The sequence below is a fragment of the Algibacter sp. genome (assembly GCF_039977455.1).
Taxonomy (GTDB): domain Bacteria; phylum Bacteroidota; class Bacteroidia; order Flavobacteriales; family Flavobacteriaceae; genus Algibacter_B.
The window spans coordinates 199,827-212,514 of sequence record NZ_JBDWDG010000012.1; the positions used below are offsets into that span (position 1 = coordinate 199,827).

General features: G+C 33.4%; 9 protein-coding genes. 1 reads left to right on the plus strand and 8 read right to left on the minus strand.

The features are described from left to right. Nucleotides 1-14 precede the first annotated feature (14 nt). From ABJM36_RS03965 to ABJM36_RS03995, 7 genes are all read right to left on the minus strand, one after another. Nucleotides 15-350 carry an L-rhamnose mutarotase gene (locus ABJM36_RS03965; protein WP_348449407.1) on the minus strand — a complete coding sequence of 112 codons (336 nt, stop codon included), beginning with the start codon at nucleotides 348-350 and terminating at the stop codon, nucleotides 15-17. Nucleotides 351-369: 19 nt separating this feature from the next. After that, nucleotides 370-1,710, minus strand: coding sequence for an L-fucose:H+ symporter permease (gene fucP, locus ABJM36_RS03970; RefSeq protein WP_348449409.1), 1,341 nt, complete (start codon nucleotides 1,708-1,710; stop codon nucleotides 370-372). Between the two features lie 44 nt (nucleotides 1,711-1,754). Beyond that, on the minus strand, nucleotides 1,755-2,534 hold the full coding sequence (locus ABJM36_RS03975) for an SDR family oxidoreductase (RefSeq protein ID WP_348449411.1): 780 nt from the start codon (nucleotides 2,532-2,534) through the stop codon (nucleotides 1,755-1,757). Nucleotides 2,535-2,551: 17 nt separating this feature from the next. After that, nucleotides 2,552-3,376 (minus strand): amidohydrolase family protein, encoded by an 825-nt coding sequence (locus ABJM36_RS03980; RefSeq protein WP_348449413.1) that lies wholly within the window; start codon nucleotides 3,374-3,376, stop codon nucleotides 2,552-2,554. Nucleotides 3,377-3,628: 252 nt separating this feature from the next. After that, nucleotides 3,629-4,486, minus strand: coding sequence for a fumarylacetoacetate hydrolase family protein (locus tag ABJM36_RS03985; protein ID WP_348449415.1), 858 nt, complete (start codon nucleotides 4,484-4,486; stop codon nucleotides 3,629-3,631). Nucleotides 4,487-4,515: 29 nt separating this feature from the next. Then, on the minus strand, nucleotides 4,516-5,298 hold the full coding sequence (locus tag ABJM36_RS03990; RefSeq protein WP_348449417.1) for an SDR family oxidoreductase: 783 nt from the start codon (nucleotides 5,296-5,298) through the stop codon (nucleotides 4,516-4,518). A gap of 30 nt (nucleotides 5,299-5,328) precedes the next feature. Beyond that, nucleotides 5,329-6,990, minus strand: coding sequence for an altronate dehydratase family protein (locus tag ABJM36_RS03995; protein WP_348449419.1), 1,662 nt, complete (start codon nucleotides 6,988-6,990; stop codon nucleotides 5,329-5,331). 435 nt (nucleotides 6,991-7,425) lie between these two features. On the opposite strand from ABJM36_RS03995, the gene ABJM36_RS04000 reads away from it, so the two are divergent. Next, nucleotides 7,426-10,929, plus strand: a complete 3,504-nt coding sequence (locus tag ABJM36_RS04000; protein ID WP_348449421.1) for a LamG-like jellyroll fold domain-containing protein — start codon at nucleotides 7,426-7,428, stop codon at nucleotides 10,927-10,929. Nucleotides 10,930-11,290: 361 nt separating this feature from the next. Here the strand turns inward: ABJM36_RS04000 and hisS are convergent, their stop codons facing one another. Continuing rightward, nucleotides 11,291-12,664, minus strand: coding sequence for a histidine--tRNA ligase (gene hisS / locus ABJM36_RS04005; RefSeq protein ID WP_348449423.1), 1,374 nt, complete (start codon nucleotides 12,662-12,664; stop codon nucleotides 11,291-11,293). Nucleotides 12,665-12,688: the final 24 nt, after the last annotated feature.

Consider the following 12,688-nt stretch of genomic DNA (forward strand, 5'->3'; position numbering starts at 1 on the left):
TTTTCTAAAAAATATTATGATTCTAATTGATATATTTTATCCATTAGCAACCATTTTTCGCCTTTTTTAGCCATAGGCAGTGCTTGCTGGTAGTTCCACATTAAGGTTTCCCATTCTTGCACTTTTGGATTGTTTTCGTCCATAGTATTTTTCTTTTCAAATGAAAATTCACTATTAACTTCCATTATCATAAACAAACGATTACCGATACAATAAATTTCAAGATTTTCGATACCAGAATCTATAATGCTTTTTGTTATTTCCGGCCAAATACTTTCATGATAAGCTTTATACTCCTCAATTAATTTCGGATCATCCACTAAATCTAAAGCAAAACAATACTTTTTCATAATCTTGTTTTATAAATTTTTAAACTGCTTTGCCTTCATGTTTGCTAAATACATGAAATCCGTACCACGCGATATAAGCAAAACACATTAATGGTAATACAAATGAGAAATTAACTTCGGCTACACCCATTATTTTAGTATCTGCAACACCGCTACCGCCCGCATCAATAATCATTCCTTGTAACATAGGTAAAAGCGCACCACCAACAATGGCCATTACTAAACCTGCAGAACCTACTTTAGATTGCTCTTCGGTTAAATCACCTAAAGCAATACCATAAATAGTTGGGAACATTAAAGACATACAAAATGAAATCCCTACAACGCTATATAGACCAACTATACCTTCAATAAACATGGCGCTAGCAACACAAGCCCCTGCTAAAACTGCGAAAAACATTAATAGCTTACCAGAGCTCATAAAACGCAACATGGCAGTTCCTACAATACGTCCAAATGTAAATAAAATGAATGCTATAAATTGGTAAGCAAAAACATCAATCTTCTCATACCCTACAACATCGGCATTAGCTAAATCAATAGCTTCCGCATATTGATAAATATAAGTCCAAGTCATAATTTGAGCCCCAACGTATAATATTTGAGCTACAACACCTAAAACATATTTACTGTTTCCTAATAATTTACCAAAGGTGTCACCTAAGCTAGGCATAACCCCTTCTTCTTTAGATTGCGGCATTTTATTAACCAAAAACAATACAAAAACTGCAAGTATAACTAACCCAAGAACCACATAAGGATCTCTAATAACAGCTAAATCTGCTACTTTAATCATAGTTCTTTTAGCGTCATCTAAAGCGCTAAAATCTGCAATATCATCAGATTGTAACTTATCGTATACAAAATATTTAGCAACTAGCAACCCTGCAATTAACCCAACAGGGTTAACAGACTGTGCTAAATTTAAACGTTGTGTTGCCGTTTCTTTTGCTCCCATTGCCAAAATATATGGGTTAGCCGCCGTTTCAAGAAATGCCAAACCAAAAGTTAAAACATAAAGCCCTAAACAGAAAAACCAAAATTTCTCAGTAATAGCTGCCGGATAGAACAACAAAGCTCCACTAGCATATAAACCTAACCCAATTAAAACACCAACTTTATAAGAGTACTTTCGCATAAACATGGCTGCTGGCAAGGCCATACAGAAGTACCCCCCGTAAAAAGCCATTTGAACCCAAGATGCTTGAGTGTTTGATAATTCTAGTACTTTTTTAAAGGCATTTACCATAGGATCTGTAACCGCGTTAGCAAATCCCCACAGTGCAAATAAAGAGGTTACCAAAATAAAGGGTACCAATACTTTTTTAGAAACAACTGGTGTTTTTGTGATATTACTCATTATAATTAGTTGGTTTAGTGTTAGTTTAAATTATTTTTTGACTATTAAATTGAACGATCTAAATGTGTGTATCCACCATCTACATACAATAATTGCCCTGTAGTATGACTTGATTTACTAGATAGTAAAAAAGCAACAGTATCTCCGATTTCCTCTGGAGAAGTCATTCTATTTTCTAATGGAATATTCTTTGTTATAGCGGCCAACTTTTCTTCTTTATCTGGAAAAGTACTAATCCATTTTTCATATAATGGGGTATAACATTCTGCAACAATTAATGCATTTACACGAATACTATAAGGTAATAACTCTACAGCCCATTCTCTTGTTAACGCGTTTCTTCCACCATTAGAAGCTGCATATCCAGAAGTCCCACCTTGACCAGTATCGGCCGTTTTAGATCCTATATTCACGATAGCACCTTTACTCTTTTTAAGTTCTGGCAATGCATAATGTGCCATTAGGTAGTAATGCACCACATTACGTTTTAACGAAGACATAAACCCTTCATAATCGCCATTTTCTAACCCTATTCCGTCGTTTACACCAGCATTATTTACTAGTCCATCAATACGACCGTGTTTTTCAACCACGGATTGTACTGCATTTTTACATTGTTCTGGATCTGTAAGTTCAGCCAATGCATAAGAAATATCTAAACCTTGGGCCTTAAAAACTTCGGTTACCTCATCTACACTTGCTTTATTTCTAGTAATTATTACTGGAATAGCTTCTTCACGAATTAAAGATTCCACTATACCCAAACCTATACCTTTAGATCCGCCAGTAACTATTATTACTTTACCTTTTAATTTTAAGTCCATTCTTATGGTTATTTCGTTTATAAATTATAACATCTTATTGCATTTCCTCCCATGATCATCTTTCTGTCTTCATTGGAAAAATCAATAAAATAATTTTCAATTAGTTGTAATACACTTTTATACTCTCCAGCCAATAAACATACCGGCCAATCGGATCCAAACATAATACGTTTTGTTCCAAAAGCATTAACAATACTATCTAAAAATGGTGTGAACTGCTCTGGTGTCCAATTAAAATTTTCGGTTTCAGTAATCATTCCCGAAATTTTACATGATACATTTTTAAATGTTGCTAACTGCTTAATATTTTTAACCCATTTTTCGTTTAATCCTTCTGAAATTTGCGGTTTTGCGATATGATCAAGAACAAATTTTTGGTCAGGAAATTTTTCGACTAGTTTAATTGCGTTTTCCAATTGATTTGGAAACACCAAGATATCATAAACTAAATTAAACGCCCTTAATTCATTAATACCTCGCTGAAAGTCTTTACCTAAAACAAAATCTTCTTTTTCGGCTTGCACAATATGACGAATACCTTTAAGGTTTTTGTTTTTTGAAAAATGACTTAATCGTTCTGCTACCTTTTCATCACATAAATCTACCCAACCTACAACACCTTTAATAAAAGGATTTTGGTCTGCACATTCCAGCAAAAACTCAGTTTCTTTCTCAGATTGATCCGCCTGAACGGCAATACAGCCATCTACATTATTAGCATCCAAAATAGGTTTTAAATCTGTAGGAAGAAAATCCTTTCTGATAACGCTCATAGTTTCATCAATCCAGCTATCTCTAACTGCATCATAAATCCAAAAATGCTGATGTGAATCAATAATCATTTATGTACTCTTTTTTCTTAAATTAATTCCAAGTTTTAAAGTTCTCGTTTTTCGCCTTGCAAAGTAATTAAATCTTTAAACAATGTTTTTATTATTGTTAAATTTTAAGAAACTAATTAGCTTTTACCGCCCGAAAATATGAAAATAATAATGAGTTTTCAACAAACAGAAACATGAGACACCTTTAGATGTCTCATGTTTTTGCAATTTTAAAAAACAAGATTTATAACATATATCATATAGAAAATAAATCTATTTTGAATATGCTTTACAAACTTGTCTTGATACTCCTAAACCTTCAATACCTAACTCCATAACATCGCCAGGTTTTAAATATACAGGAGGTGTTAATCCTAAGCCAACACCAAATGGCGTACCTGTTGAGATGATATCTCCTGGTAATAAAGTCATGAATTGACTAATATGGCTTACTACTTTCTCTACATTAAAAATAAAATCTGACGTAGAGCTATTTTGCATAACTTCGCCATTTAATTTTAACCAAAGATTTAAATTATTAGGATCTTTTATTTCATCTTTAGTAGCAATAAAAGGACCTACAGGAGCAAATGTATCGCATCCTTTACCTTTACACCACTGTCCTGAACGCTCTAATTGAAAAGCACGCTCACTAACATCATTATGTAAAACATAACCGGCAATATGATTATAAGCATCAGCCTCCTCTACATAAGACGCTTTTTTTCCAATAACTATGGATAACTCAACTTCCCAATCTGTTTTATCACCTCCTTTAGGAATAATAACATCGTCATTAGGCCCCACTAAAGAAGAAGTCGCTTTAAAAAATAAAACAGGTTCCTTTGGAATTTCCATTCCAGCTTCAGCGGCATGTTGAGCATAATTTAATCCAACACAAACAATTTTAGAAGGTCTTGTTAATGGCACACCTAAACGTACTTCATCACCAACTATTGGGCAACTTTGTTGATTAGCTTCCAACCAAACTTTAAGTTTTTCAATACCATCATTTCCAAAAAAATCTTCATTATAATCTGTTCCAAAAGCAGAAACATCAATGATAGTCCCATCTTCTAACTGTACACCTGGTTGCTCGCTTCCAACTGCTCCAAATCTTATTAACTTCATCTTATTTTGTTTTAATTTATATTGTGTTATTAATTTCCGTTTAATGTTACAAATCCACCATCAATAGCGTAATTTGAACCTGTAATAAATCCAGCTTCATCAGAACATAAAAACAGTACTAAATCTGCCATTTCTTGAGGTTTCCCCATACGCCCTATTGGTTGGGTTTTCGAAAGTTTTTCAAACATTTCCTCTTCTTTACCTGGATAATTGTTTTTTATAAACCCATCAACAAAAGGTGTATGAACACGACCTGGCGCGATACAATTACAACGAATACCGTCTTTTATAAAATCTTTAGCAATAGAATACGTAATTGTTAAAACGGCACCTTTAGTCATTGAATACGCAAAACGATCGTTAATTCCTACCGTTGATGCAATTGAAGCTAAGTTTAAAATCACACCATTTCCTGTTTTCTTTAAGGCAGGCAAACAGGCTTTAATACAATTGTATACACCTTTTATATTAACATTGTAAAGGCGATCTAAATCGGCTTCTTCACAGGCTTCTATATTACCAACATGAGCAATACCTGCGTTATTAATTAAAATATCAATGGCACCATTTTCTGAAATTGACTTTACAATACTTTCAACATTCGATTGGTTAGCTACATCACATTTATGAGCCGCTGCTTTTTCACCTAAGGCCTTAATTTCATTTACAGTTTCCTCGGCTGCTTCTAGATTAAAATCTAATATGTGTACTTCTGCTCCTTGCGTTGCAAACGTTAGGGATATCGCTTTACCAATACCGCTTCCGCCACCAGTTATAATGGCTACTTTGTTTTTTAAACTAAATTTTGTCATGTTTCTTTAATTAGTTTTGTAGTTTATATTTTATAAAGACATTCCGCGTTTCCAAGGAATAAAATCGTCTTGTTTTAGCTGTCTAGCTTTAGTTTGTTTTCCGCTAGCAACCTCGATTACAAAATCCAATAATTCTTCGCCAGCTTGTTCAATAGTTTTTTCACCCTCAATTATAGTTCCCGTATTGAAATCTATAATATCATTCATTTTATTGAATAATTTGCTATTTGTAGATACTTTAACAACTGGTGTAATTGGATTTCCTGTTGGTGTTCCTAAACCTGTTGTAAATAAGATAACATTACAACCTGAACCTGCCAATCCTGTAGTAGATTCCACATCGTTTCCAGGAGTACATAATAAATTTAAGCCAGGTTTTACAACTTGCTCTGTATAATCTAGAACATCTTCCACTGGCGATGTTCCTCCTTTTTTAGCAGCTCCAGCAGATTTTATAGCATCAGTTATTAAGCCGTCCTTTATATTTCCTGGTGAAGGATTCATAGAGAATGCAGCACCTAATGCTTCTGCCTTAGAGTTATATGTTGACATGATATGAGAAAACTTTTTAGCTTTTTCTGAATCTGTACAACGGTTAATTAATTCCTGCTCCACACCATTTAATTCTGGAAATTCTGAAAGTACGGTAGCACCACCAAGACCTACAATTAAATCGGATACATAACCTAAAGTTGGATTAGCCGAAATACCTGAAAACCCATCAGACCCACCACACTCTAATCCTATAACTAATTTAGATAGACTTGCAGGTTTTCTCTCAATTTTATTAGCTTCCATTAAACCTACAAAGGTTTTCTTAACAGCATCTGCTAACAATACTTTTTCGGAAACACTTTGTTGTTGCTCTAAAACATAAACCGGTTTAGTATTTGCGGCTGCCATTTTCGATAAGGCATCTTGAAGAATACTAGCCTGTGCGTGTTGGCAACCTAAACTTAAAACAGTTGCTCCTGCTACATTTGGATTATTAATATACCCAGCTAATAAATTACATAATGTAACAGCATCTGAAGTTGCACCACCACAACCACCATCGTGAGTTAAAAATTTCACACCATCTACGTTGGGAAATAAAAGGTTTCTTGAAGTATCATTAGCTTCCTTTAAAATATCCTTTTCTAAAATAGCATCTGTAGATACCCCAGATTTATAATCGTTAATTAAAGCATCAACATCTAAACCTAAATGTTGCTTTTTTCCATAGCCTAACTTTTCAACTAAAGCTTGTTTTAAAACCTCAACATTTCTATTCTGACAAAAAACTAAAGGTATAATTAACCAATTGTTTTCCGTACCTACTTTACCATCGGCTCTATGATATCCATTAAACGTTTTATTTACAAATTTCGAAATATCTGGGGCCTGCCAAACATCCTTTTCTTTAGTATCGTTAACGCCATAACTTTCGGTATCATGAACAAGGTTAGTAGTGCTAATCATATCGCCTTTGGCAATATCTTTTTTAGCTTTCCCTACAAGAACCCCATACATATAAACCAAATCTCCTTTTGCTAAAGTTTCGGTTACAAATTTGTGCTTAGCAGGAATATCGTTTTGTAAAACATAAGTTTTTGAGTCATAAACAACTTCTGTTCCTTTTTTTAAATCTGCCAATGCAACGAGAACGTTATCTTTCTCGTGAATTTTTAATATTTTTTGATCTGATTTCATAATACAGTTATAGTCATTACAATATAGTACAATAGTAATACAAAAAAAGGTTTTGGTCTTCCTAAAATTTGACTTTAAATGATATTTTTTTTGCTCTAATATAATATTTAACAATAATTGAGCAATTATTAAATCAATTTATGCTATCCACAATTGTTATTTACATCCTAACTAACACAACTTAAATCTTACTAAGCGGTAACTATTATTAAAATTAATTAATTTCAAAACACAAACATATTACACATTTGTTAGGTAAAATTCATTCAAACAAAAACCCTAAAAAAACACACCAAAGACAAACAACGCAATACCCTGAAAACCAACTAGATAACAAATACGTATTGCATTTCGTCGATTAAATTTGCATTTCATGGAATTAGAACATACCTTTGATGTCTAATAAGTTAGTCCCAAGCTACAACTAAACCTCAAATGAATAAAATTACTTTTTTAATAAGGTATTTTATACTATTAATTAGTATACAACTGCCCTCATATTCATTTTCGCAAGTTACAATCGCAAGTCAAAGTTTTGATTTTGGACCTTCTGAAAATGTCGATAATTCAAGATATTCCGCTTCTAATTATAGCTACTCTCAAACTTATACCACAACCTCCGAATCTTTTCAATATGGTGTAACATTTAAAGAATTTGAAACTTCAGAAGGAGCTATAACTCACCAAGGAGATACAGACTACTTAGACTCCCAAGGAATGGTTATTTGGGATGCTAGCGAAAATACAGGATACAATTTTAATGTTACAGGAATAGGAAGAGATGATACTTTGGAATTAAACCAAAAACAATCTAAAAGTCAACATACAGAAGCAGATGGAACAGATACATTCGGCCCAACATTAACAAATGGATTTTTAACCATAGGACTTTCTGACATCTATGATACAAATGACGAAAACATAGCCTCAAACCCAACAACGTTAAACGATAAAGAATATTTACTTTGGGGCAACAACGGTACAGATATTAACCTTGCTTCACCTCCAGTGGTGGTTGACTTGAGTTCTAGTGTTACAGGGTTATCAACCCCAGTATCATTTACTGCCATGCAACGTGTATGGAAGGTAGTTGAAAATGGTGGAAATATCCCTTCTTGTAAAATAAGAATTCCTCAAAACACCATAAGAAACATAACGCCTCCTGGTCATTTCTATATGTTTATATCGGATACAGATATTTTCGACACTACTGCACATTATAAAGTAATGACCAATGATGGTAATGGAAACTTAGAAACAGATTACGATTTTAATGGTACTAAATACATAACTTTTGGATATGCCCCACAAATCATTGCTAAACGTTCTGTATATTTTGATGGCACCTCAGATTATATAGATGTAAATAACAAAATTAATTTAAACGCTAATGCCTTTACTATTTCGGCTTGGATAAAAAGAGACACAGGCACACTTAATGCTTCTATTGTTTCAAAAAGAAATGCTGCCTTTTCTGAAGGTTACGATTTAAGGATTAATGAATCTGGAAACTTAGAAATGACTTGGAATGGCGGAGAAGTTTCAATAACTTCATCAGTGGTTATTCCAGAAAATAAATGGCATCAAGTAGCCATAACATATTCGAAAGGAACAGGTATTTTATTTATAGATGGCGTTGAAGACACCGCTACAATAGCAACATATTTACCTGCACCCATAGCTACATCTCAAAAATTCCTTATTGCTGCTGCAGATGGCTATCCTCCTAACACAACTAGTTATTTTGCTGGAAATATTGATGAAGTAAGAGTTTGGAACACTGCCCTTACACCTATTCAGTTGAGATATATTATGAATCAGGAAATTATCGATGATGCTACGCTGGCCTTAGAATATGGCAATGTAATCCCTTCGTCTATTTCAAAAAACGAAATTAGCACTATTCCTTGGACAGAATTGGCTGCTTACTACCCAATGTCTGTATACACCTATTCGAATACAGACGATATGTCGGGTAACAACAACCAAGGCGCTTTAAGAAATATAAGCACTGTAGATTATCAAACAGCACCACTTCCTTATAAAACACAAGCTGCTGGTTCTTGGGACACAGATACTACATGGTTAAACCATATGGTGCAAACACTACCAAATTCCTTATCTATTATTGATGGAACTACACCTATAGATTGGAATATAGTTGAAATAAATCATGACACGTACCTTGGCGCATCACCTTCAGCTGTTAGAAGTAGAAATTGCTCTGTTAAAGGATTAATAATAAACGATGGCAAATTACAAGTTAATGGCAAAACAAGATCTAATACCGGTATTGGTTTAACAGTGACCCACTACCTAAAACTTGACGGAACTATCGATTTAGAAGGCGAATCACAATTAATTCAAACAGACCAAAGTGATTTTGATTCCTCTAGCATAGGATCATTAGAGTGTGATCAACAAGGGTATTCTAGTACCTATATTTATAACTATTGGTGTTCGCCTGTATCTCCTAAATGTAATGGAAATTACACTGTAGATGATATTATAGAAAATGTAGGTTTCTTAACCTCTGGGTATAATGGTACGAATTCTCCTGTTCAAAATGCAGATTATTGGATATGGAAATACACAAACAGGCCAAGTAAAGCCTATTCTGAATGGCAACACGTAAGAAGCACAGGTACTTTAGCAATAGGTGAAGGTTTTACCATGAAAGGTCCCGGAACAGATACGCCTAATCAAAACTATGTTATGGTTGGACAGCCAAATAATGGAGATTTTAACCTATCTATTAATGCAGCTAGCACTTATTTAATAGGCAACCCATACCCATCAGCTTTAGATGCAAATCAATTTATACGAGACAACATTCATACCAAAGATGGGGGTAACAATGATAAAAATATTATTAATGGTGCATTATATTTCTGGGATCATTTTTCTATAAACAGCCACCAATTGTCAAGTTACCAAGGCGGTTATGCGGTTTACACTTTAATGGGTGGAACCGTTGCTATAACTACAGATTCAAGGATTAATGCATCCTACGCCTCCAAAACTAAACTTCCAGAAAGATATATAGCTGTAGGTCAAGGTTTCTTTGTTTCATCCAATGTTGATGGTCTATCCGGATTAACACAACCAATTGTAGATGGCGATGTAAACTTTAAAAATAGCCAACGAATTTTCCACAAAGAAAACCTGTCGGGAGGTAATACACACTCAAAACTCTTTAAAGGCTCAAAAAAATCTAAAAGCAACATAAACGTTACGGAAGACAATAGAGAAAAAATAAGGTTAATGTTCGATTCTCCTAATGGATATCATCGCCAATTATTAACAGGCGCAGACCAAAACACATCTAACGGATTTGATTTAGGATACGACGCCATACTTATTGAAGACAACCAAGAAGATATGTATTGGACACTAAACCAATCGAAATTACTAATTCAAGCGGTAAATAATTTTGATACAACTCAAAAATTACCATTTAGTCTAAAAATAGCAAAAAAAGGCCTAGCGACTATAAGTATTGACAACCTAGAAAACATTGAGTCTAACAAAACCATATATGTTCATGATATTGAATTAAATACCTACCACAACTTACAAGAGAGCAAATACACCGTATTATTAAGCCCTGGCGAATATAAGGATCGTTTTGAACTTACCTTTTCTAATAATGATTCAAAAGCTTCATTAAGTGTTGAAAATGTTGAAGAAACAGACTTACAAGTATATTTTTCAAATGATAAAGAACGTTTAATAATAAACAACCCAAATTCAGTAAACATTAAAACGGTAGAAATTTATAATGTTTTAAGTCAATCCGTTTTCAAATTAAATGAAGAAAACGATAGTCTTAATGACAATTATCTTGAATTTAAAGTTGAGCAAATTCAATCTGGAGTATACCTTATCAATTTAATTACAGATAACCTTAAAATCTCAAAAAAAATACTGGTAGATTAAACTTCTAAAATATAAAACGCATTTAAAACTATAAAAAAACAAATTTAAAATATTCCTTATTTTTAATAACAAAAGGATATGTAATACTAATTTAGCCAAAGAATGGAATTTGTAATTACTAAACCAAATCCACCACTTAAACCTAAAATATTATACTGTAATTGTTTATTTAGCCCCTTTTTTAATAAAAAAACATACACAAGCTAGCCCACTATCAACATGCGCGCAATATTTGAATTTGCGATAATTTCTAAAAAAGTATTTATGATAAACAAGTTGAATTTATTTTTAAAATTTTAAGTTAGTTTTAAAAAAAACTTTAAATTCAACTTATTTAAATTCCCGAATACTTATATGTGTTTTATTTTTTAGTTTGAGCTATTAATGTTTCTAACGACACCTTATCTTGCTCGCCAGAAATCATGTTTTTTAATGTGTAGGTGTTCGATTCTATTTCTTGATCGCCCACTAAAACAACAAAAGGAATAGCACGCTTATTAGCATGATTCATTTGTTTTTTCATTTTGGCTGCATCCGGATAGAGTTCTGCATTTACACCTTGCGAACGTAATTGCTTTATTGCTTTTAAACTAAATAACGCTTCGTTATCCCCAAAGTTAATAAACAAAACATCTATGTTTTTATTAACCGTTTCCGGAAATAACCCTAATTCCTCTAGCACTAAATAAATACGATCTAAACCAAAGCTAATACCTACACCACTAACATCTTTCATACCAAAAATACCGGTTAAATCGTCATAACGACCACCGCCACCAATCGATCCCATTTTTACCTTAGCAGGAGCAGAAACTTCAAATATAGCGCCTGTGTAATAGTTTAAACCACGCGCAAGCGTAACATCAAGTTGTAAAGTTGCGGTTTTTAAACCTAACTCAGTAATTGCTGAATTTATAAATGCTAATTCTTCAATTCCTTTTTGACCTTCTTCTGATGTATTAAGAATACCCTTTAAACTTTCTATTTGCGACTCAAAAGTACCTGACAAGCTAAATAAAGGCTGCAGTTTTGATATACCTGCATCTGAAATACCTTTAGAACGCATTTCTTCTTTTACTTTCTCCTCACCTATCTTATCCAACTTATCTAAAGCTACGGTAAAATCGATAAGTTTATCGCTAGCACCAATAACTTCAGCAATACCAGATAATATTTTTCTATTATTAATTTTTATGGTAACACCATCTAACTTTAAAGCAGAAAAAACAGTGTCATATAATTGAATAAACTCTACTTCTTGCCAAAGTGATTTACTACCAACAACATCGGCATCACATTGAAAAAATTCTCTAAACCGACCTTTTTGCGGTCTATCGGCTCTCCAAACAGGCTGAATTTGATAACGCTTAAAAGGGAATTCTATTTCATTTTGATGTTGCACTACGTAACGCGCAAAAGGCACTGTAAGATCGTAACGCAAAGCTTTTTCTGAAATGGAAGACGTTAATTTTAATGAATCTTTCTCAGTATAAGCTTGCTCATTTGCTTTTGCTAAATAATCCCCAGAATTCAAAATCTTAAAAATCAATCGATCACCTTCATCTCCATATTTGCCCATCAACGTATCTGAGTTTTCAAAACTTGGTGTTTCAATAGGCTGAAACCCGAAGGTTTCAAAAGCACTACGAATGGTATTAAAAATATAGTTTCGTTTTGCTACTTGTTCTGGGTTAAAATCTCTGGTTCCTTTAGGGATGCTTGGTTTTTGAGCCATATTCAACGACCTGCCAGGGCAGGT

Coding starts and splice junctions, on each gene's coding strand:
- ABJM36_RS03980 (WP_348449413.1), bottom strand. CDS start 3,376: ATGATTATTGATTCACATCAGCATTTTTGGATTTATGATGCAGTTAGA.
- ABJM36_RS04000 (WP_348449421.1), top strand. CDS start 7,426: ATGAATAAAATTACTTTTTTAATAAGGTATTTTATACTATTAATTAGT.
- ABJM36_RS03985 (WP_348449415.1), bottom strand. CDS start 4,486: ATGAAGTTAATAAGATTTGGAGCAGTTGGAAGCGAGCAACCAGGTGTA.
- ABJM36_RS03975 (WP_348449411.1), bottom strand. CDS start 2,534: ATGGACTTAAAATTAAAAGGTAAAGTAATAATAGTTACTGGCGGATCT.
- hisS (WP_348449423.1), bottom strand. CDS start 12,664: ATGGCTCAAAAACCAAGCATCCCTAAAGGAACCAGAGATTTTAACCCA.
- fucP (WP_348449409.1), bottom strand. CDS start 1,710: ATGAGTAATATCACAAAAACACCAGTTGTTTCTAAAAAAGTATTGGTA.
- ABJM36_RS03990 (WP_348449417.1), bottom strand. CDS start 5,298: ATGACAAAATTTAGTTTAAAAAACAAAGTAGCCATTATAACTGGTGGC.
- ABJM36_RS03995 (WP_348449419.1), bottom strand. CDS start 6,990: ATGAAATCAGATCAAAAAATATTAAAAATTCACGAGAAAGATAACGTT.
- ABJM36_RS03965 (WP_348449407.1), bottom strand. CDS start 350: ATGAAAAAGTATTGTTTTGCTTTAGATTTAGTGGATGATCCGAAATTA.